We start from the raw sequence: 20619 nt of genomic DNA, 5'->3' as shown, positions 1-20619 counted from the left end.
ATTAAGCGTCGGTCGGATTTTTCTTGGATAAAACTGAAATTTCTTGCGGGGAAGCTGCCGCAGCCGGGGCGGCTGGCAACAACTGGCGCAGGATGGCGTCGGCAACGCCGAAGGCGCGGCGGCCGGCCAACTGGTCGGCCACCATATTGTCGGCCATGTCCAGCATGTCGCTGTTGATCGAGTCTTTATAGATGCTGTCGTCGTCGGCCATGGCCTTGGTGGCGTCGCGCATCTTGTGCAGCGATTGGGCGATGAAGAAGCTCTCGAACTTGACGGCCGCGTTGGTGGCCTTGTCGCGGTAATGCGCTTCCTCGGTTTGCGGGGCAGGGGCGGCTTGCCCGACCTTCGGTTGTTCGGGTTGGCCGATGTCCAGCTGGCGTACCGGCAGGGGCAGGAAGCGGCTGTCCATCAGATCACCACCAGTTCGCCTTCGATGGCGCCGGCCTGGTCGAGGGCTTGCAATATTGCCATGATGTCATCCGGCGTCGCGCCCAGGCTGTTGACCACGTCGATGATGGCTTGCAGCTTGGCGCCGGCCGGCCATTTGAACATTTGCGGCTTGGCTTCGTTCACCGCCACGTTCGATTGCGGGGTGATGGCGGTCTGGCCCTGGCTGAACGGAGCCGGCTGGCTGACTTTCGAGCTTTCCGAAATCACTACCTTGAGCGAGCCGTGGGTCACGGCGGCAGCTTTCACGCGCAGGCCATCGGCAATTACCACGGTGCCGGTGCGCGAGTTGAACACCACTTTCGGGACATCCTGGCCGACTTCGATCGGCAGCGCTTCCAGCTTGGCCATGAAGGCAACGCGCTGGGTTGGGTTTTCCGGCGCCAGCACATCAATGCCGGTGCCGTCTGCCGTGCTGGCGACGTTGCCGAACTTGCGGTTGATGGCTTCCACGATATTGGTGGCGGTTTCGAAATTCGGCTGCTTCAGCGACAGGTGCACCGATGGCTTGGTGGCAAAGTCGGTGGCGATCTCGCGTTCGATCACGGCGCCGTTCGGGATGCGGCCGGCAGTCGGGGTGTTGACGGTCACGGACGAGCCGCTTTTGCCGGAGGCCGACAGGCCGCCCACCACCACATTGCCTTGCGCCAGCGCGTACACTTCGTTGTCGGCGGCCTTCAATGGGGTCAGCAACAGGGAACCGCCGCGCAGGCTCTTGGCGTCGCCCAGCGAGGAAACCGTGACGTCGATCGGCTGGCCGCGCCGGTAGCCGGGCGGGAAGACGGCGGACACCATTACTGCGGCCACGTTTTTTGACTTGGCGTCGGCACCGTCCGGCATTTTGACGCCGAATTGCTTGAGCATATTGACTACCGACTGGCTGGCGAACTTGACCTGGGTCGAGTCGCCTGAACCGTTCAGGCCGACCACCAGGCCGTAGCCGACCAAGGGGTTGTCGCGCACGCCTTCGATGGCGACCAGGTTGCGCAGTTGGGGCGCGGCGGTGGCGGGCAGTGCGATGGCTAATAGCAGCGCTGCCACAAACCGGTAAACCAATGTCAGACCCGCAGGGTCTGACACTGCTACGCGGCGGCCGCCAGCCAGTGTCTGACCCTGCGGGTCAGACACTGCCTTGCCGGTTTTGAAACTGAACATATCCATCACCTCAGAAAGGCATCAAAGGGCCAAGGAAGAAGCGCGTCAGCCAGCCCGGCTGGTTGGTATCGGCCAGCGTGCCCTGGGCGCCGTAAGCGATGCGTGCATTGGCAATGCGCTGCGACGACACCTGGTTGTTGGCATCGATATCGGCCGCGCGCAGGAAGCCGCGCAGGCGCACGAACTCTTCGCCCTGGTTCAGGGTCAAGATTTTTTCGCCGGCCACTTTCAGCAAGCCGTTCGGCATCACTTCCTGCACGATCACGGTAATCGCGCCGCTCAGTGCATTTTGCTGGGTGCTCTGGGCATCGCCCTTGAAACCGCGCTCGGCCGAAATATCGACGCCGGCTTTCGGGAAGGTCTTGCCCAGCAGGCTTGGCGAGGCGATGCCGACGCTGGAATCCTTGGCCAGGGTGGTGCCGGCACTCTTCGATGCATGCGTGGTTTCCTGCAGGATCACGGTGACGATATCGCCAACGCGGAAGGCGCGGCTGTCCGACACCAGCGAGATGCTGCTGTCAGGATTGAAGACGCCACCCGAAGTGCCGCGCGGCAGCGCGGAACGGGACAGGGCAGGCGCTTCTTCGTAGGGCGCCGGGCGCACGGTCGGCTGCAGGCTGGAGCAACCAGCCAGCAGGACCAGGGCCAGCGCGGGCAGTGCGGTTTTCATCAGCGTGCGGCCTGTGCCAGGTACTGCAGCATATTATCCGCTGCTGTCAAAACTTTGGTGTTCATTTCGTAGGTACGCTGGGCAGCGATCATGTCCACCATCTCTTCCACCACCTGCACGTTGGAGCCTTCCAGCGCGCCCTGCTTGAGCTTGCCGAACTGGGCGTCGCCAGGGCGGCCTTCGGTCGGCGCGCCGGAGGCCGGGGTTTCCGCGAACATGTTTTCGCCCAGCGCTTGCAGGCCGGTCGGATTGATGAAGGAGGTCAGGGTCAACTGGCCCAGTTCGGTCGGCGTGGTATTGCCGGGAATGGTGGCCGACACGGTGCCGTTCTCGCCGATGGTGATGGCGGTGGCATTGGCCGGCACGGTGATTTGCGGCACCAGCGGCAGGCCGGAGGCATTCACCAGCACGCCGTCCTTGTCGACTTGCAGCTGGCCGGCGCGGGTGTAGGCCGGTTCGCCGTTCGGGCGGCGCACTTGCAGGAAACCATTGCCCATCACCGCCACGTCGAGCGCGTTATTGGTGGTCTGGATATTGCCGTTGGTGAAAATCTTCTGGGTGCCGACCAGGTGGGTACCGTTACCCATCTGAACGCCGGACGGGTTCAGGGTGTTGTTGTCGGCACGCTGGGCGCCCGGCTGCTGGTCGATCGAATAGAACAGGTCTTCGAACACCACGCGGTCGCGCTTGAAGCCGACGGTATTGGCGTTGGCCAGGTTGTTGGCGATGGCTTGCAGCTTTGCATCTTGCGCCTGCACGCCGGTTTTGCTGATCCACATTGCTGGATTCATCGGGATTCTCCTGTTAGCCGCTAATCAGTTTGTTGCCGACTGAAGTCATATCGTCGGCGGCCTTGAACAATTTCATCTGGATTTCGAAGGTACGATTCAGGCTCATGGTGGCCACCATTTCTTCGACTGCCGTGACGTTGGCGCCTTCCAGATGGCCTGCCTTCACTTGCACGGTCGGGTCGGTGCCCAGCAACTGGCCGTCGCGCGCCACCATCAGGCCCGCTTCATTCTTGGTCAGCTCGGAGGCCTCGGCGCGCACCAGCTTGAGCTTGTCGACCACCTGCATCTCGGCATTGGCGGTCGGGCCCAGGATCGAGACCGTGCCGTCCTGGCCGATTTCCACCTTGCGGTGCACCGGCAGGGTGATCGGGCCGCCTTCGCCCAGCAACTGCATGCCGTTGACGGTCATGGTGCCGTCGGCATCAAGGGTGATGGCGCCGGCGCGGGTGTAGGCCTCGCCGGTCGGGCCCTGCACGGCGAAGTAGCCGGGGCCGGAAATCGCCACGTCCAGGTCGCGGCCGGTCTGGCGCAGCGCGCCCTGGCGGTCGGTCACGGCATTCGACTGCATTTGCGACATATGGCGGTCGTCGTAGCCATAGCCCGGCAGCTTGGCTGCCTGCGCCAGTTCGAGGTTGGCGCGGAAGCCGTTGGTGTCGAGGTTGGCGAGGTTGTTGGCATGCACCTGCTGGCCACGCATGGCCCGCTCGGCGCCGCTCATCGCGGTGTAGATCAGCGCGTCCATTCAGTCCGCCTTTACAGGGCTTGCATCAGCGACTGCAGCATTTCATTCTCCGCGGTGATGACCTTGGAGTTGGCCTGGTAGTTGCGTTGCGAGGTCATCAGGCTGACCAGTTCCGAGGTCACGTCGACGTTGGAGGTCTCCAGCGAAGCCACGGTCAGCGCACCGGCCACGCCCTGGCCGGCTTCGGACAGGTTGGCATTGCCGGACTGGACGTTGGAAGTCCAGGCGGTTTCATTGATCGGGGTCAGCGCGTCTTCATCGGGGAAGGTGGCGATCGCCAGGCGGGCGATGGCTTGCTTTTCGCCGTTGGAATATTTGGCCACCACATTGCCGGCCTGGTCCAGTTCCACGCCCACATAGCTGCCGGCCGCATAGCCGTCGGCGGCGTTGGTCGAGGTGGTCGACTCACCTTTCTGGAAGGTGGTGCCGGTGTAGTCGATCTCGACCGTCATGGCCGCCGCCGGGGCTGGCGCGAAGCTCAGGTTATGGGCGTAGGACGCGCCGCCGTTGGCAGTCAGGTCGAGCTGGCCACTGGTGTCGAATACCAGGGTGTAAGGCGAACCGCCGGCAGCGCCCAGGTCGGTGCCGTCCACGGCCGAATACACTTTCACGGTGCGGGCGGCGGCGTCTTTCACGAAGTACTGGGTGACAGTGTGTTCATTGCCCAGCGAGTCGTGCACCACGGTGACCTTGGACATGTTGTACATGTTCGCATCCGGCACCACGGCAGGGGTGACGGTGGCGTCCGGCAGCTTGGTGGTGATGTTACCGGTCGGCACAGTCCAGTCGGCCGACATATTGGCGACGAAGTCGATATTGGTGGTGGCCTTGGCGGTCAGCAGGTTGGTCGGCACCTTGATGTCGCCCATCGGGCCGGCCACCATGCTTGGCGGGGTCAGCTGGAAGCCCTGCACCTTGGCGCCGGAGCTGTTGACCAGGAAGTCGGTAGCGTCCTTGGTGAAGATGCCGACGCGGGTGTAGTTGGTCTGGCCGGTGGAATCCTTGGCCACGAAGAAGCCGCGGCCGTTGATCAGGGCGTCCAGGCCGCGGTTGGTGGCCTGGATGCCGCCGTTCAGCCCGATCGACTGGGTGGTCGAGCCGACGTGCACGCCGGTCGGCTGCGCACCGGCGTGCAGCGAGGCGAAGTTGGCGCGGCTGGACTTGAAACCGTAGGTCCCGGCGTTGGCGATATTGTTGGAAATCGTGCCCAGTTGCTCGTTGATGGCCTGGATGCCGGACAAAGCGATATCGAAACTCATGGCGAGGACCTTTCGTTAAATTGCGGTAGTCGGGGTTTTGCCCCGGAATGCGGTAATGGCGGAAGGCGATACTTCGCCCACGGTATCAATCTTGACGGTAACGCTACCGGCGGCGCCGACCTGAACGCTGTCGAGGCGGCCCAACACGGCCAGCGGCACGTTCGGGTTGCTCTCGCTGGCCACGCGCATCGAATACGTGCCGGCTGGCAGACCGAGCGCGACCGGGTCGATGGTGAACTGGTGGCTGCCGGCAGGCAGGGTGCCCATCACGATCTCGTATTGCTGGCCGTTGCTGGCGGTCAGGACCAGGCTGGTCTTGGCCGAGTTGCTGCTGAGCGTGGCTTCCCCGCTCACCTTGTGGCCGTCGAGGGTCACCTGGCTGGACTGCACCATCACGTCGGAGCCGACCTGGGCGCCCATTGCCAGCACCTGCATCGATTGCAGCACCGAGGCGTTGGCGGTGGTCAGGTTGGCCAGGTTCTGCAGCGCTTCGGTTTGCGACAGCTGGGTCAGTTGCTGGACGAACTGGGACGGATCTTGCGGCGACAGCGGGTCCTGGTTCTGGATCTGGGCCACCAGCAGCTTGGTGAACATGTCGCGGCCCTCGTTGGAGGCGCCGTTCAGTGCCACGCCGGTCGGGTTGCTGTTTTGCGCAGCCGCGTTAGTGAACAGGTTGGTTTCCATCAGGATTCACCGAGTTTGAGCAGGGAAGCCTGCATGCCGCGGATGCGGCCCAGTACTTCCACATTGGTTTCGAAAGCGCGCGAAGCCGACATCATGTCGGTCATCTCGGCCACCTGGTTGACATTGGGGTAGAACACCATGCCGTCGGCATTGGCCAGCGGGTTGCCTGGCTCGTACACCTTGCGCAGCGGCTCGGCCGATTCGACCACGTCCAGCACCTGCACCCGGCCGCCGGCTGCGGCGTCGAGGTTGTCGTCCATCACCGTGGCAAACACCGGCTTGCGGGCGCGGTAGGTTTCGCCTTCGCTGCCGGCTACCGAGTCGGCATTGGCCAGGTTGGAGGCGACGGTATTCAGGCGTACTGTCTGGGCCGCCATCGCCGAACCGGCAATTTGCGCAATGTCTTTAAAGCTCATGGGTCTCCCCTTGGGATCAGTGGTATTCCGGGTGTTACTGGCCGTTGATGGCCTTGGCAATGCCGCGCAGCTTCATGTTGATGAAAGTCAGGCTGGTTGCGAAGTCAGTTGCATTTTGCGAAAAGGCGGCTTGCTCGACGCCAATTTCAACGGTGTTGCCGTCGCCGCTAGGGTGGTAGGGCACGCGGAACTTGGTCTCGCCGTCCCCGTCGAGGACCGGCTCGCCTGCCAGTTCCGCCTCTACGCGCGCCAGCGATTCCTTGAAGTCGATATCCTGTGCCGAGAAGCCCGGCGTGTTTTCGTTGGCGATATTGGACGCCAGGACACGGGTGCGCTGTGCGCGCAATTGCAATGCATCCGCATGCAAACCTACTGCGTCCTTGAAATTGATAGCCATCGTTTCCCTCCTCTGGTAATGTCCCAGCGAATTCGAATTTACATACTAAAGGTATTGCCCGTGCCCAACAATCCTATTGTACCGGTTTTTGGTGGACTATTGCTCTTGGGCATTTTAAATTTCCAAGTTGCAACTGCTTCAACAATGGAAGAATTGCTAAGCAAAGTGAAACTAGCTGCAGAAAATCAATTGAAAAACAATGCAGAAAGTCAACGCTGGCTTGAACCGAAGTTCGATATTGAAGTAATAAGGACTCATCGCGTGATCCCGGACTGTCCCTCTGAAACGCGGGTCGAGAGCCTGGACCCGCGCGGCATTGCGCGCATGCGCTTCGTGGTGATTTGCCCAAGCTTGCAAGGTTGGCGCTATGAGTTCCTTGCCAAGGGCAAGGTGTCGGCAAACGTTGCAGTTGCAGCCACCGATTTAATTTCCGGAAAAATTCTGTCGCCTTTAGACTTGTTGCGGGAGCGCCACGATATCACCTTGATTCCCGATGCTTTTTCCGACTTCGCGGAGCTGGAAGGGATGGCGGCGCGGCGTACCATCCGCGCCGGCGACGTGATCCGGCAGAATATGTTGGCAGCGCCACAACTGGTCAAGCGCGGCGACCAGGTCCGTATCGTCGCCAAGCGCGAGCAGATCGAAGTGTCTATGGCAGGGGAAGCGCTGGACAATGGCACGCGCGGCGCCATCATCCGTGTGAAAAACAGCAGCGGGACCCAGATCCGGGCGCGCGTTATTGATGCGGGAACTGTTGAGCCTGCTGACTTGCCTTGATGCTGGCCGCTACGCGGCCCAGCTTGTCGGCGTAGGCCGGATCGGTGGCGTAGCCGCCGGCCTGCAGCGCGTGCGCGAAGGCTTGCGCATCGCTGCCGGTGTTGAGGGCGCGCCGGTAGCGTGGATTGTCGAGCAGCATGCCGGCATAGTCCTCGAACGAGTCGCCCATATCGCCATAGCCGCGGAAACGCTCGTTGCGGCTGTGCGCCACGCCATCTTCCACTTCCAGCGTTGCCAGCGCCTGCACCGCGCCTTGCCAATTGCCGCCGGCCTTGATGCCGAACATATTATTGCCCGGGGCATGACGGCCCCAGCCTGACTCCAGCGCCGCGTGGGCGGCCACCAGTTCCGGCGCCACGCCAAGGCGCGCAGCGGCAGCTTCCGCGTGCGGGCGGATGGCTTCCAGGAAAGCTTGCTGGGCTTCGTTCGGCACGCTGGTTTCGCCAGCCGCATCGCCGCCAATGGCGCGTGCCGCAAGGCGGGCGCGCAGGGCGGCGCCGTCCGCAGTCAAAGTATTGCCGGCGCCGCTGGCAGCCGGGGACGGTGCATCGGTTGCAGCAATGTAGCGCGCCACTTCGGCGTGGACCTGGCGGAAGGTGGCGCTGGTGGCGCCGTGCGCGCTGCCAGTCGCGGCTGTGCCTGCCATGCCGGCATTGGCTGCCAGGGTAGGGCTGAACGCCGCCGGCAATGCTGGGCGCGTGGCGCTCATATTGCTGATGGTGGCTGCCGTGGCCTGGGTAGGCGCTGTGGCTGCTGTAAAGGCCCGGAAAGGCGTGAATTCAGACCGGCTCATAGGTTTGATCGTCGCCATGCAGCACGCGCTGCATGATGGTGTATTGCTCCGCCAGCAGGTCAGCATTGCGGCGGCCCATTTCGCGCGCCGTCTGCACCATGCCTTCCAGTTGCGCCCAATCGGCTTCGAGGCGCGCACGCGCTTCGGGCTTGAGCAGGGTGAACACTTGTTCCATGGATGGCTGGGGGCCGACCAGGCGGATCGCCAGTTCGACCCGCTGCGCGCGGCGCGCTTCCAGCACATCGACCAAATTGGCGATTTCTTGAGCGATTTCTCCCAGCCGGTCGCTCTGGTGGCGGATCGCCGCTTCGAACTGCTGGGCAATCAGGTCCAGCATCTGCTGGTAACTTTGCAAGTCCGCCCTGATGCCCTCGAGCAGCATCTTCATGGCGTCCTGGCGGCTGATCTCGCTCACTGCTCGCCCCGGTGGAACTTCTGGATCAGGCCGGCCAGCTTGCCGGCGTCGAAGGGCAGCTCGCCCTTGGCCAGGGCGTCGCGCAACAGGGCCACGCGTTCGTGGTCGATGTCGCCCATTTCCTGCATGGCTTTCATCGCAGGCTGCAACACGGCCGACTCCAGCTCGCGCTGGGCGGCTGGGGCGGCGGCCGGGCGGGCAGATTCTGCCGGCGCGCTGTCGGCCACGGTCTGCACCGGGGTGCCTGGGGTGGAACCGGAAATCCTCATACGGTTTCCTCTTGACTTAACATTAATTGCCATTGCTCTTCCCCTTGCCAGGCAGCATTTGTTGTCGCAATTGCTGCAACAGGCCGGGTTCGGGCAAATCCGATTCCCGGATGATAGCAGTCTTGTTGCTCGGCATGCCAAACATATCGGCGACGGCTTTCGCCTGCGTGTTGGTCAGGATCAGCAATTCGATCCGGCGGTTGACGCCAGCATCGGCCCGTTTGGCATCGAGCGGCGCACGGTCGGCCATGCCGACCACCTGCAGCACGCTGTCCTGCGGCATGGTGCCGGCCAGCAGTTGCGAGCGCGCCGCCATGGCGCGGTTGCTGGACAGGTTCCAGTTGGAGAAGGCCTTGTAGCTGGTGTCGGCGTACTGCGCGGAGTCGGTGTGGCCGACGATCAGCATCTGGTTTTCCATCTTGGCAAACAGCGGCCCCATGTTCTGCAGCAGGCGCGCGAACTTGTCGGTCGGCACGGCCGAACCGCGCACGAACATGCCTTGGCTGTCGGTATCGTGCAACATCACGCGCAAGCCATACGGGGTGATGACCGATTCAAGATTGCTGGCCAGGCCAGTTTCCTCGCTCATCTTGGTGAGCGTCTTGGCCAGCAGCTTGAGGTCTTCCGGCGATTCATAGCGCACCCGGTTTTCCGCCGTATTGGTGGGGCTCTTGTTGAAGCCCTGGGTAGCGTTGCCGTCCACATCGGTATTGCCGGTGCGCGGCATCGGGAAGCGTTCGATCAGGCTGCCGCGCGGGCCGCCCACCTGTTCCGGCATCACGCCCTTGCCGACGTCGGTCTTGCTGCCGTCGGACTGGGTCAGCACGTGTTCCAGCGATTCCTGGTTGCGCACGGCCATCAGCCACAGCACCAGGAACAGGCACATCAGGGCCAGGCAGAAGTCCGCAAACGCCACCTTCCAGGCGCCGCCATGTTCGTCATGCTTGTGCTTGCCACCGCCGCGCTTGACGATGGTTTGCTCATGGTGCTTGTCATGCGGCTTTAGCACGGCCACCTCCTCGGCGCGAAGTCGATTCCGGTTCGTCGCCGCCTTCCATTGCATTGATCCAGCCCTCGAGCTGGGCGAAGCTTGGCTTGATGTTCAGCTGCACCAGGCGGCGGCCGGCGTCGATTGCCAGCAGCGGCGGCTTGCCCGCCACATGGGTCACCAGCACCACTTTCACGCTTTCCATGGTCGACGCTTCCTGCACGACCAGCTGCTTGAGCATATTGGAGATCGGGTCCAGCACCCCGTAGCACAGGAAGATACCGATGAAGGTACCGACCATGGCCGCGCCCACGTGTTCGGCGATCTCGGCCGACGTGGCGCCTTCGCCCACGGTGCCCATGGTGATTACGATGCCCAGCACCGCGGCCAGAATACCGAAGCCCGGCATCGCTTCGGCGATCTTGTTGAGCGACTTGGCCGGCTGGGTCAGTTCTTCATGAATGGCTTCCAGTTCCTGCTCCAGCACGCCTTCCAGTTCGTGGGCATTGATCTTGCCCATTGCCATCAGGCGGAAGTTGTCGACGATGAAGGCCAGCAGCTTCGGCTCTTCCAGGATCAGCGGGTAGCGCTGGAACAGCGGCGATTCGCGCGGTGCTTCGACGTGGGCGTCCAGCGCCTTCAGGCCGCCGGCGGCCAGTTGCAGCAGTTCATACATCAGCAACAGCAGCTGGCGCTGGAATTCCGAGTCGTACTTCTTGCGCGACAGCAGGTGCTTGCACTGGGTCATGGTCTCGGCCAGCACGTGGCGCGGGTTGCCGATGACGAAGGCGCCAAAGCCGGCGCCGGCAATCACCATCAACTCCAGCGGCTGCCAGATCGCCGTGAAGTGGCCGCCCATCATGGCGTAGCCGCCAAACACCGAGCCAAACACGATCATGATGCCGAATAGTTGCTGCATGGTTTATGCCTTTCCAGTGGTGTTCCAGGTGGGCTGCGGCTCAGGCCGCCAGCACCGCCTTCATCTTGTTCAGGGCCTGCTTGTTCAACTGGCAGACGCGGGCGTCGGTCAGGTCCAGCACGGCGGCGATCTCTTTGTAGCTGAGTTCGAATTCGTAATACATCTGGATCACGCGCTGCTCGCGTTCGTCCAGGCCGGTCAGCGCCTGCTCCAGGCTGCGGCGTATCATCAACTGTTCCTCCGGGCCGGCCACGCTGCCGGTATCGGCCAGCGTGTCCTGCAGGATTTCATCGAAGCTGGCGATGGTTTCCGCGTTCTCGTCCAGCAGGTAAGCCTGGTAGGCTTCCACATCGAGGCCGAGCGCGCTCATGATTTCCTGTTCGCCCGGCTCGCGGCCCAGCTTGCGCGTCAGCTCGCGCACGGCGTCGCGCATCTTGTGGCTTTGCTGGCGCACCGCGCGCGGGCGCCAGTCCTGCCGGCGCAGCTCGTCGAGGATGGCGCCGCGCACCCGCAGCGAGGCGTAGCTGCCAAAGCCGGTATCGGGTTCACCATAGCGGCGCAGCGCTTCAAGCAGGCCCATCAGCCCGATCTGCTCCATATCGTCGCGGTCGATCGCGCCCTGGACTTGCGAGTTGAGCTGGCGCACGATGCGCTTGACCAGCGGCGCGTAGGCGAGCAGGTGCTTCTGCTCGTCGGCGACGCTGACGGCGCCGTAGCTTTCCGCATAAGGCTCTGCAACCGTGTCCACCAAGCCCATGGTTTTCACTCCAGGATCAACTTGCCGATCATCACCTGCTCGAAGGGGCGTTCGCGCGCCTCCTTGGTGTAGGCTTCATCGTAAGCCTTGTTCAATTCTTCGACAAACTGGTCAATGGTCATCATCGACGCCTTTTCCATCGGCAGCGCCGACAAGGCGCGCACGGCCACGCTGCGCAGCATCGGCAGGGCTTCCTTGGCTTCCTTTTCCTGCTTGGCCGTGGTCGAGATGACGAGGTCGGCCGACATATAGTGCGGCACGGTGTCGCCCGGCTGGCGGCGCAGCATGACGATGACTTTTTCAATGGTCAGGTACTTCAGCGGCTCGCCGGTTTTTTTCTCCTCGACGGCCGCCTTGGCTGGCTCGGCACTCTTGCCTTTCAGGTACCAGACGGCGCCGCCGGCGGCGCCTGCGCCCGCCAGCAGCACGGCTGCTACGATCAGAACCAGTTTCTTATTCATCGAATGCTTACTCCCGTTCGCCCGTCATGGCAAAAGTGGTGGTGCCGGCATCACCGTCTTCCAGGGCGCGGCCTGGCTGGCGCTGTTGCTCGGATTGCTGTTGACGCTGCTGCTGGCCGCCATCGGCCAGGTTGCGCGCGCTGCTGGCAGAAACCGTGACTGCCACTTCGCCGAACTGGCGCTGCGACAGGTCCTGGCGCACGGCGTCGCCGATGTTGTTGAGCTGGCGCAGCACTTCGCTGTGGCTGGCGGCGATATTCACCTGCAGCGCGCCGCCGCTGTGGCGCACGGAAATTTCCACGCTGCCCATATTCGGCGGTTCCAGGCGGATCACGGCGCGCTCGTCGTTGCGCGCCAGTTGCAGCTGCAGGCGGTCGCCGAGGGCGGCGCGCAGCGGCTGCTGCCATTGCTCCGGGCTGCCGCTCAGCTGCAGGGTGTTGCCAGGCTGTGGAGCGGCGGTGCTGGCCAGCACGCTGCGGAAGCCGGGCAGGGCGCCGGCATCGGTGGGCTGGTGCTGGCTGTCGGCCAGCAGGCTGGCGCTGTCCTTGGCTGCGATCGGCGCAGCGGTACTGTCGGCGGCCTGGCCTTGCAGGGCGTTCAATGCGGACGCCAGGGCTTCGCCGGCGGAACTGCGGCTGGCGGAGGCCGGCGTGGCCGCTGGCAGTGCCGGGCTGGCAGCCGGGCGGGCTGCCGCGGCAAGCATGACGGCGCGGGCATCGAGCAGGGGCGCCTCGGGCGCTTTCGCCGCCTCGCTTGGCGCAGCTGCGCCAACGTCGCGCGCGGCCAGGGTACTCGCCTGGACCTGCTGGCGCAGCAGCATGGCGCTGTCGTTGGCCGGCTTGATGGCCGGGGCGGTCAGGGCGGCAGCAACCGCTGCCACGCTGTCGGGCGTGGCGCCCGGCGTGCCGCCGGCCAGCGGCAGCTTGCCCATGGCAGGCAACATGGTGGCCACGGCCTGGGCGGCAGCAGTCTGGTCGTCCGCCGGCTTGGCGGCCGTGCCTTCTTCGTCTGCAGCGATGCCGGCCATGGCGTCCAGCAGGGCGCCGAACGGTGCCGGTGCGATGGCCGCGGCGACGTCCAGCAGGGCGCTCGCCAGGCCGCTGGCTGGCGCTGCACTGCCGCTGGTGGCGCTGCTGCGCTCGGCATCTGCGGTAGCGGCGCCGTTGGCGGCCGGTGGCGGCAAGCCGGCAGCGCCGCTGGCCGGTGGGATGGTGGCGGCAGGCGCCGCAGGCAGGTTGATCATGCTCAGGTTCCGGTTGCAGCGTTGCCGCTGTCGAGGGCGTAGGCGAGCCAGCCCTCTCTGTTGTTCATCATATCGCTCAGGTGCTGGCCGGTCTCGGCGGTGGCGCTATCGACTTTTGCCACTGCCGCGACATGCAACTCACGCAGCGCCGCCAGCGCTGCGCGTTCGGCCGGCGTCCACCCACCCTGCGCTGCCAGCGCCGGCAGGGTGGAGGCCATCAAAGTATTAATCGCCGCCAGTGCCGCCCAGTCGCTGGCGGCAGTGGCGGCGCTCAGCTGCTGTGCAAGCTGCAGCAGCGTCTTATGCCTATCCATGTTTGTCGTGCACTCCCTGCCAGCCGGTGCGGATCGTGGTCAGCAGGCCCACCACTTCGTCGACGACGGCAGGGTCCATGTCCACGCCGGCGCGGTACAGGCGGGCAGCGCAATAATCGTACAGGCGGCCCAGGTTGGCCACGACCTCGCCGCCTTGCTCGAAATCGAGCGAGCTGGCCAGGCCGTTGATGATTTGCGTGCACTTGTCGAGGCTGAGCGCCTTCTGTTCGTAGCGCTTGCCGACGATGTGGCCGCGCGCACGGGCCAGCTCTTCCAGCAAACCATCGGTCAGCACCAGCACCAGTTCAACTGGCGTGGCGCGGGCCGTCTGGGATTCCAGGTTGGTGGCGTGATAGCTGCCGTAGGCGTCGTGATCCATTGTTTAAGACTTTCAGGAATCGGATTTACTGAACATCGCTTCAAACATGCTGCTGGTGCCGCTCATCTGGGACTGCAGGCTTTGCAGTTGGGTGAACTGGGCCAGGTAGCGCTTGTAGGCGTTGTCGTATTGGGTTTCCAGCGCGGCCTGGCGGGCCGCAAGCTGGGTCTGCAGTTTGGAGTTGGCATCCTTGCGGGCGGCCAACTGGCCGGTACCGGCCTTGGTCCAGCTGCCGACCAGGGTGTCGAGGTTGCCCAGCACGCCGGTTGGTGTGGTACCGGTCTTGCCCAGAATGGCATCCAGGCCGGTCGGGTTGGTGGCCAGTGTCTTGTCGAGGCGCGTCTTGTCCAGCGCCAGGGTGCCGTCGCGCTGGGTGGTAATGCCGTAGTTGACCAGGCTGACGCCGCCGACCGCGGTGTGCAGCAGCGATTGCATGCGCGACTTCAGCGACGCCAGGCCGGCATCGGAAGCGTAAATGCCGCTGGCCGTGCCTTTGGCCGAATCGCCGGCCGCCGTCAGTTCGCCCAGCGAAGCCAGCATCTTGTTCCACTGGTCGACGAAATTCTGCACATTGGTGGCCGTGGTGCTGCTGTCGCGGGCCACGTTGAGCGTGACAGGCACGCCGCCGGTCTGCGCCTTGGTGAAGGTCATCGCGACGCCATCCACCACGTTGAAGGTGTTCGAAGCCTGCGTGATCTTGTTGCTCGGATCGCCGCCCGGGGCGCCAACCCAGACCACGGCATCGGTGCCGGCCTGCAGCACACGGTTGGCATCGGCCAGCTGGGTCTGCAGGTTGGCGTCGCCCAGGTTGGTGACGTCGATGCCGGCCACGCCATTGGCCTGGCCGGTCAGGTTGGAGGTCAGCACCAGGCGGGTCTGGCCATTGACGGTCAGGGTCGAGGCGGTGACGCGCGAGTTATTGCTCGCTTCCATATTGATGGCAGCGGCGATTTCCTTGGCGCTCAGCGCATTGTTCAAGTCCTTGTCGCCATTGGCCAGGCTGACCGTGAAGCTGCTGCCGTCGGCCAGCTTGATCGCCAGGGAACCGGCCGCGGCGCCGGTCACGCCGGAATCGGTGACGCCGCTGTACGAGACCTGGCCGACTGTGGCGAGCTGTTCGACGTAGAACTGGTAATTGCCCGCTACCGCCGTGGCATTTGCCGTGGCGCTGCCGACATCGGAACTGAAGCTTGCCTTATTGGCTACAACGGAGCCGGCGCTGGTGGTGGTCGACAGCGAGCTGCGGAAGGTGCTCAGTGCCGAGCTGAGCTTGGTCAGCGCCTTGTCGATCGCCGTCGCGGTCGCGGACTGGCTGTCGAGCATCGACTGGCGGCCCTGGACATACATCTGCGCCAGTTGGGCGGCCGTGGTCTTGGGATCGTAGGTTGGGACAGAAGTAGCCATTTCTCGTGCTCCGAAGAAATTAAATGAAGTGTACCAAGGTAAGAGGCGACCAAAGTGATGACTTCATGAAATATTCGGTTCAGCCTTTCATTTATGTCCGCGGTACCACAATTGGGTTGCCAGTTCGTCATGGCGCTTGCGCTCCTGGGCCCGTTGCGCCGTGGCGGCCGCATCCTGGTGGCGCTCGAGCACCTGGCCCAGCACTTCGCGCTTGACGTAGGCGGCGGTCAGGGCGCGCTGCGACACGGCCATGTCGGCCTCGTGCATGTGCAGGTTGAGGCGCTGGCTGTCGGCCATGGCCATCACGCCTTGCTTGTAATCGCCGCAATTGAGCGCCAGGGCCATCGGCAGCCGGCCGGACGGGCCGCTGCTTTCGTACAGGTTGGTCAGCTTGTCGAGCGTCTTCTGGTAGCGCTCGCGCACGCTTTCCTTGGCGGCCATTTCCGTTTGCAGTTTGTCGACTTCATTGCTGCGCATGTCGACCAGGGTCGACAGGCTGCGGATCGTGGTGGTCGTCATGCCATGAGCCTTTCAAGTTGGTCCACGCAATTGGCGTAGGGGGCCGGTTCCTTGGTCCCCTGGCACAGGAATTCTTCGATATGCGGATGCAGGTTGACAGCCTTGTCGGTGACCGGATCGGCGCCCGGCACATAGGCGCCCAGCGGGATCAGGTCGCGCACGCGCTCGTGGCGCGCCATCGAGGCTTTCAGTGCGCGCGCGGCCAGCATGTGCTCGCGCGTGATCACATGGTTCATGCAGCGGCTGATCGAGGCGGCAATATTGATCGCCGGGTAATGGCCGCGCTCGGCCAGTTCGCGCGTCAGCACGATGTGGCCGTCCAGGATGGCGCGCGCGGTGTCGACCACCGGGTCTTGCTGGTCGTCGCCTTCGGCCAGCACGGTATAGATCGCGCTCATGCTGCCGTAAGGATTCTCGCCATTGCCGGCCGATTCGACCAGTTGCGGCAGGGCCGAGAACACCGACGGCGGATAACCCTTGGTGGCCGGCGGCTCGCCCAGTGCCAGCGCCACTTCGCGCAGCGCCATCGCATAGCGGGTCAGCGAGTCGACCAGCAGCAGCACGTTCTTGCCCTGGTCGCGGTAATGGGCCGCGATCGAGTGGCACAGTTCGGTTGCCATGATGCGCATCAGCGGCGACTCATCGGCCGGCGCAATCACCAGCACGGCTTTCTTCAAGCCTTCCGGGCCCAGCGACATTTCGATGAATTCGCGCACTTCGCGCGAGCGTTCGCCGATCAGCCCCACCACCACCACGTCGGCCACGGTCTGGCGCGTGATCAGGCCCAGCAGCACCGACTTGCCGACGCCGGAACCGGCCATCAGGCCGACGCGCTGGCCCTTGCCCAGCGTCAGCATGGAATTGATGGCGCGCACGCCGACGTCAAGCGCATCGACCACCGGCTGCTTGCGCAGCGGGTTGATGCGCGGCGGTTGCGCGTCGAGCGGATAGTCGCCGCCCAGCTTGCCGAGGCCGTCGATCGGTTCACCGATGCCATTGACCATGCGGCCCAGCCAGCCGTCGCCAATCTGCAGGCTGGTTTTTTCCGGCGAGGGCAATACGCGCGCACCGGTAGTCAGCCCGGTTGCTTTCTTGAACGGCATCAGGAAGGTCAGCTTTTCGCGGAAGCCCACCACCTGCGCGTCCAGCCATTCGCCGTCGACTGTCTCGATCTGGCAACGCTGGCCGGTATGCAGCTTGCAACCCGTGGCCTCCAGCAGCAGGCCGGATGCCCCCACCAGCCGCCCGGTCGGGGTGGCCAGCGGTACGTCATCGAGTTCCAGTTTGCGCAGTGCGTCTGCAATCATTCTTCACTCTCAGCGTCGTCACCGCCATCGGCGGCCTGCAACTGATTATCGACCTGTTCCATGACAGCAGCAAGACGCTGGTGGCAGCCGGCATCGACTTCGCTATCGCCGGCGCGGATGCGGCATTCGCCCAGGTCGAGGCGGGCATCGCCGATCAGGTTCCAGCGCTTGGCGCGCTTGGGATCGACTTCCATGATGCGCTTGACTTCTTCCGGGTTCAGGTAGACATCGATCTCATCGCGCGTCGGCGGCATCGAGGCCAGGGTCTCGTCGACCAGGGCCATGATCTGCACCGGCTGCAGCGCCAGTTCGGCGCGGATCACGTTGCGCGCCACTTTCGCCACCAGGTCCACCACTTCCTTGCGCTGCGCGGCGCGGTAATCGGCGCGCAGCTTTTTCAGCGACTTCAGCATGCCGTCCACCGGGCGCGCCAGGTGGTCGAAGCCGACCAGGGTTTCCTGGCGGCCTTCTTCGCGGCCCAGCTCGACGCCTTGCTGGCGGCCCGCTTCGAAGCCGTCTTCCTGGCCGCGCTGCAAGCCGATTTCGTAACCGTCGCGCTGGCCCTGCTCGAAGCCTTCGCTGACCGAAGCCTGCCACTGGGCGGCATCGGCCATATGGCCCTGCCCACTGACGCGCTGGCCATTGGCGCCGTGCGTGTGCACGTACTGCTGTAAAGGCGGGAAGCGGTAAGGGCGGAACTGTTTCATCACTCGACCACCGTTTCAGCGAACAGCTGCACTTCGACTTCGCCGGCATCGGCCAGCGCCTTGACGGTGGCCATGATTTCCTGGCGGGTCGCTTCGATGCGCGACATCGGCACCGGGCCGGCGCGGCGCATCATGTCTTCGAAGGCCTGCGCCTGGCGTTTCGGCATGGTCTTCAGCACCGCATCGCGGATTGCCTGCTCGGCACCCTTGAGCGCAATGGCCCACTGCTCGAGCGGCACTTCCTCGATGATGCGGGTGAGGGTGACTTCAGTCTGGGTCGACAGGATCAGGAAGTCATACATCTGCATCTCGATCTGTTCCACCACTTCCGGATCGTGGGCGCGCAGCAGCTCGACGATCTGGGCGCGGTTGCCCGGCAGGCGGTTCAGGATCTCGGCCACCTGGCGCACGCCTTCCACGCTGGTCGACTGCGAGTCAAAGGAAGACAGGCAGCGGTTGACCAGCTCATCGAGTTCCAGCAGCAGGTCGCGGTCGATCTCGTCCAGGCGCGCCATGTTCAGCAGCACCAGGTCGCGCCCTTCCAGCGGCAGCGCATCGAGGATCTGGCCGGCCAGCGCCGGCGGCAGGAAGGCCAGGAACACCGCCTGCATCTGCACGTGTTCGTTGGCAATGTAGTCGGCCAGCCATTTCGGCGAGGCCCACTGCAGGCGCGCCATTTTCGGGCGCAGCTCGTCGCCGTAAATGTTGTTCAGCACGGTGTTGGCGATGTCGCCACCCAGCGCCAGGTCCAGCGAGCGCTTGAGGAAGGAGCGCGAAGCGCCATGCACCCCGGATTGCTGGCGGTAATCGTCGAAGAAGGTCTGCATCGCATTCTTCACGGCTTCGACCTTGATGCCGCTCATGCGCGACATGACCTGGGTGACTTCCAGCAACTCTTCGCGCGACAGGCAGCGCAGCACGGCAGCAGCCGGTTCTTCGCCGATCGACAGCAGCACGATGGCGGCCTGCTCGACCGGAGTCAGGCTGTGCTCGTTATCCAGGTCCTGGTTATTGTTGATGTCGGCCATTTTTCTGCATCCATTGTTTGACGACTTCGGCTACGCGTTCCGGCTCTTTCTCTGCCAGTACCTTGAGGTGGTCCACCATCACGTCCACCGGCGAACCGGCAGGCGGCAAATCGTAATTTTCCAGCAGCGGCACCACCGGCATCTGGCTGCTCTCCAGTTCGCCCTGCTTGGCGGCGGCAGCTTCCGCCGCTTCTGGAGAGCCTAGTGCAGCAGCCGCCGCCGCGGCGCCCGGGACGGCGCCGGCGGTGCCCGGGATCGGCGTTGCCTCGGCGTGGCGCGCAGCTGCGCCGGCCAGGGCTGGCTTGGCTGCCTGTGCCGCCGTGGCCGGTGCGAAGCGCGCGGTCAGCAGGCGCAGCAGCGGACGGGCCAGCAGCAGGTAAGCCAGCAGCAGGGCCACCGCGTAGCCGAGCCAGCTGGCCGAATCGACCACCGTATCGCGTTCCTGCCACCACGGCACTTCCGCCGCCTTGGCCGGGAAGTTCATGGCGCTGACCACCAGCTTGTCGCCGCGCTCTTCATTGATGCCGAGGCCGCTGCGCAGCACTTTGTCGATATTGGCGATTTCAGCTGCGCTCCAGCCAGTCTTGGGGAACGGCGCTGCCGCCTGGGCCAGCACCACGGCCACGTTCTGGCGCACCAGGCGGCCACGGGCGCGCTTGGTCTGGGTGATGCTGCGGTCATAAGCGTATTGGCGCGTGGTGGCGTTCTTGCGGGCGGTGCCTTCCGGTGCCTGGCCGGGCGCCGCTGCGCCGCCTTGCGCGGCTGCCTGCGCCGCTGCGGCATCGGCGGCCTGTTGCTGCGGCGGACGATTGGACAGGGTGCCGGGCACGCCCATCGCAATGCGGTTGCGGTCCTGCTCTTCGCGCATGGCCTCGCTGGTCACTTTGGGATCGGCGCCATATTTTTCAACGGTTTCTTCCACCTTGTCGTTGTCGACATCGGCAGTCACGCTGACGCGGAAATTGTTGTCGCCGACGATAGGGCCCAGCAGCCCCTTGATGTTGCTGCGGATTTCATCCTGCTGGCGCTTGGCGTTTTCGTTGGTCGAAGTCGAAGCATCGAACGCCTCGCTCAGGTCGACATGGGAGGACAGCAGGTTGCCGGCCTGGTCGACCAGGCTTACGCGCGCCGGGCTCAGCGAAGCAACGCTGCCCGACACCATGTTGACGATGGCGGCAATGTGTTCAGGCGCCAGCGTGCGTCCTGGTTTGGTAGCGATAACTACAGAGGCGGATGATTTTTCGCCATCGCTCGATACGAAGGAAGTGGACTTGGCGATCGACAGGTGGACGCGCGCATGCGCGATCGCATCGAGCGTCATGATCGATTGCGCCAGTTCGCCTTCCAGGCCGCGGCGGAAACGCACGTCTTGCACGAATTGCGATACGCCGAGCGGGTCGCTCTTGTCCATCAGTTCCAGTCCGGACGGCAGTTGCGCAGTCACGCCTTTGGCCGCCAGCAGCATGCGCACCTGGCCCAGCTTGCCTTCCGGGACCAGTACCTGGCCGGTTTCCGGATGGATGCGGTAGGAAATCTTTTCCGCGTCGAGCACATTCATCATGTCCGCGGTCGCGACTTTTTCGCGCTGGCCGAAGACCGGCTTGTAGCCGCTCTGGTCCTTCCACAGGATCATCAGCACCAGCGCCGTCACGCCGACAGCCAGCAGCAGCAGGGGATACAGGTTTTTCAGGACGGCAGGCGGCACCGTTGGTGCCGCAGCGCCCCGCCAGCGTCCGAGGGTGGACTTGAGGTTAGCAATCACGTCAGGTCTTTCGAGA

At 64.1% G+C, this 20619-nt stretch carries 26 protein-coding genes; 1 reads left to right on the top strand and 25 read right to left on the bottom strand.

All coding sequences use genetic code 11. The features are described from left to right. Position 1: 1 nt before the first annotated feature. The 9 genes from ASD58_RS19285 to flgB are packed head-to-tail and all read right to left on the bottom strand — an operon-like array spanning position 2 to position 6561. Positions 2 to 409: a rod-binding protein gene (locus ASD58_RS19285; RefSeq protein WP_082565530.1), complete on the bottom strand. Its 408-nt coding sequence runs from the start codon at positions 407 to 409 to the stop codon at positions 2 to 4. After that, entirely contained in the window at positions 409 to 1602 is a 1194-nt protein-coding gene (locus ASD58_RS19280) for a flagellar basal body P-ring protein FlgI (protein WP_200951632.1), read from the bottom strand. Before ASD58_RS19280 ends, ASD58_RS19285 begins: the two co-directional genes overlap by 1 nt. Positions 1603 to 1612: 10 nt before the next feature. Continuing rightward, the gene (gene flgH / locus ASD58_RS19275) at positions 1613 to 2272 is read right to left on the bottom strand and encodes a flagellar basal body L-ring protein FlgH (protein ID WP_057262829.1); all 660 of its coding nucleotides are present in this window, start codon (positions 2270 to 2272) and stop codon (positions 1613 to 1615) included. Beyond that, entirely contained in the window at positions 2272 to 3063 is a 792-nt protein-coding gene (gene flgG / locus ASD58_RS19270) for a flagellar basal-body rod protein FlgG (RefSeq protein ID WP_200951631.1), read from the bottom strand. Before flgG ends, flgH begins: the two co-directional genes overlap by 1 nt. A gap of 13 nt (positions 3064 to 3076) precedes the next feature. Next, a complete protein-coding gene (gene flgF, locus ASD58_RS19265; RefSeq protein ID WP_057262828.1) occupies positions 3077 to 3805 on the bottom strand; it encodes a flagellar basal-body rod protein FlgF in 729 nt (242 codons plus the stop codon). 11 nt (positions 3806 to 3816) lie between these two features. Then, a complete protein-coding gene (locus tag ASD58_RS19260) occupies positions 3817 to 5064 on the bottom strand; it encodes a flagellar hook protein FlgE (RefSeq protein ID WP_057262827.1) in 1248 nt (415 codons plus the stop codon). A 15-nt stretch (positions 5065 to 5079) separates the two neighbouring features. Continuing rightward, positions 5080 to 5748: a flagellar hook assembly protein FlgD gene (locus ASD58_RS19255; RefSeq protein WP_057262826.1), complete on the bottom strand. Its 669-nt coding sequence runs from the start codon at positions 5746 to 5748 to the stop codon at positions 5080 to 5082. Then, complete coding sequence (gene flgC, locus ASD58_RS19250; protein WP_057262825.1) at positions 5748 to 6164, bottom strand: flagellar basal body rod protein FlgC; 417 nt, start codon at positions 6162 to 6164, stop codon at positions 5748 to 5750. Before flgC ends, ASD58_RS19255 begins: the two co-directional genes overlap by 1 nt. Positions 6165 to 6198: 34 nt before the next feature. Continuing rightward, entirely contained in the window at positions 6199 to 6561 is a 363-nt protein-coding gene (flgB, locus tag ASD58_RS19245; RefSeq protein WP_057262824.1) for a flagellar basal body rod protein FlgB, read from the bottom strand. 60 nt (positions 6562 to 6621) lie between these two features. Here flgB and flgA point away from each other — a divergent pair, with 60 nt between their 5' ends. Then, entirely contained in the window at positions 6622 to 7338 is a 717-nt protein-coding gene (gene flgA, locus ASD58_RS19240; protein WP_229210024.1) for a flagellar basal body P-ring formation chaperone FlgA, read from the top strand. Here flgA and ASD58_RS19235 read toward each other — a convergent pair. The 16 genes from ASD58_RS19235 to fliF all read right to left on the bottom strand — a co-directional run bounded on the left by ASD58_RS19235 (position 7298) and on the right by fliF (position 20603). Continuing rightward, entirely contained in the window at positions 7298 to 8131 is an 834-nt protein-coding gene (locus ASD58_RS19235) for a glycoside hydrolase family 73 protein (protein ID WP_057262823.1), read from the bottom strand. The two genes, flgA and ASD58_RS19235, sit on opposite strands and share 41 nt — an antisense overlap. Next, the gene (gene flgN, locus ASD58_RS19230; RefSeq protein ID WP_229210023.1) at positions 8118 to 8546 is read right to left on the bottom strand and encodes a flagellar export chaperone FlgN; all 429 of its coding nucleotides are present in this window, start codon (positions 8544 to 8546) and stop codon (positions 8118 to 8120) included. The genes ASD58_RS19235 and flgN overlap by 14 nt, the downstream gene beginning before the upstream one ends. Next, entirely contained in the window at positions 8543 to 8815 is a 273-nt protein-coding gene (locus tag ASD58_RS19225; protein ID WP_057262822.1) for a flagellar biosynthesis anti-sigma factor FlgM, read from the bottom strand. Before ASD58_RS19225 ends, flgN begins: the two co-directional genes overlap by 4 nt. A 22-nt stretch (positions 8816 to 8837) precedes the next feature. Next, on the bottom strand, positions 8838 to 9824 hold the full coding sequence (locus ASD58_RS19220) for a flagellar motor protein MotB (RefSeq protein ID WP_057263038.1): 987 nt from the start codon (positions 9822 to 9824) through the stop codon (positions 8838 to 8840). Next, positions 9808 to 10722, bottom strand: coding sequence for a flagellar motor stator protein MotA (motA, locus tag ASD58_RS19215; RefSeq protein WP_057262821.1), 915 nt, complete (start codon positions 10720 to 10722; stop codon positions 9808 to 9810). The genes ASD58_RS19220 and motA overlap by 17 nt, the downstream gene beginning before the upstream one ends. 40 nt (positions 10723 to 10762) lie before the next feature. Further along, entirely contained in the window at positions 10763 to 11479 is a 717-nt protein-coding gene (locus ASD58_RS19210) for a FliA/WhiG family RNA polymerase sigma factor (RefSeq protein WP_057262820.1), read from the bottom strand. Between the two features lie 5 nt (positions 11480 to 11484). Further along, on the bottom strand, positions 11485 to 11940 hold the full coding sequence (locus ASD58_RS19205) for a flagellar basal body-associated FliL family protein (protein WP_057262819.1): 456 nt from the start codon (positions 11938 to 11940) through the stop codon (positions 11485 to 11487). 7 nt (positions 11941 to 11947) lie between these two features. Beyond that, positions 11948 to 13183 (bottom strand): flagellar hook-length control protein FliK, encoded by a 1236-nt coding sequence (locus tag ASD58_RS19200; RefSeq protein WP_057262818.1) that lies wholly within the window; start codon positions 13181 to 13183, stop codon positions 11948 to 11950. 2 nt (positions 13184 to 13185) lie between these two features. Continuing rightward, a complete protein-coding gene (locus tag ASD58_RS19195; RefSeq protein WP_057262817.1) occupies positions 13186 to 13497 on the bottom strand; it encodes a hypothetical protein in 312 nt (103 codons plus the stop codon). Further along, positions 13490 to 13876 carry a flagellar export chaperone FliS gene (fliS, locus tag ASD58_RS19190; RefSeq protein WP_057262816.1) on the bottom strand — a complete coding sequence of 129 codons (387 nt, stop codon included), beginning with the start codon at positions 13874 to 13876 and terminating at the stop codon, positions 13490 to 13492. The genes ASD58_RS19195 and fliS overlap by 8 nt, the downstream gene beginning before the upstream one ends. A gap of 12 nt (positions 13877 to 13888) precedes the next feature. Next, the gene (gene fliD / locus ASD58_RS19185) at positions 13889 to 15280 is read right to left on the bottom strand and encodes a flagellar filament capping protein FliD (protein WP_057262815.1); all 1392 of its coding nucleotides are present in this window, start codon (positions 15278 to 15280) and stop codon (positions 13889 to 13891) included. Between the two features lie 87 nt (positions 15281 to 15367). Then, entirely contained in the window at positions 15368 to 15799 is a 432-nt protein-coding gene (gene fliJ / locus ASD58_RS19180) for a flagellar export protein FliJ (RefSeq protein WP_057262814.1), read from the bottom strand. Next, the gene (fliI, locus tag ASD58_RS19175; protein WP_057262813.1) at positions 15796 to 17106 is read right to left on the bottom strand and encodes a flagellar protein export ATPase FliI; all 1311 of its coding nucleotides are present in this window, start codon (positions 17104 to 17106) and stop codon (positions 15796 to 15798) included. Before fliI ends, fliJ begins: the two co-directional genes overlap by 4 nt. Continuing rightward, positions 17103 to 17813: a flagellar assembly protein FliH gene (gene fliH / locus ASD58_RS19170; protein ID WP_057262812.1), complete on the bottom strand. Its 711-nt coding sequence runs from the start codon at positions 17811 to 17813 to the stop codon at positions 17103 to 17105. Before fliH ends, fliI begins: the two co-directional genes overlap by 4 nt. Further along, positions 17813 to 18841: a flagellar motor switch protein FliG gene (locus ASD58_RS19165; protein ID WP_057262811.1), complete on the bottom strand. Its 1029-nt coding sequence runs from the start codon at positions 18839 to 18841 to the stop codon at positions 17813 to 17815. Before ASD58_RS19165 ends, fliH begins: the two co-directional genes overlap by 1 nt. Then, complete coding sequence (gene fliF, locus ASD58_RS19160; RefSeq protein ID WP_057262810.1) at positions 18822 to 20603, bottom strand: flagellar basal-body MS-ring/collar protein FliF; 1782 nt, start codon at positions 20601 to 20603, stop codon at positions 18822 to 18824. Before fliF ends, ASD58_RS19165 begins: the two co-directional genes overlap by 20 nt. Positions 20604 to 20619 lie beyond the last annotated feature (16 nt).

This window comes from Duganella sp. Root1480D1 (assembly GCF_001427305.1).
Lineage (GTDB): Bacteria > Pseudomonadota > Gammaproteobacteria > Burkholderiales > Burkholderiaceae_D > Rugamonas.
This window is presented reverse-complemented; position numbering and strand designations above follow the sequence as displayed.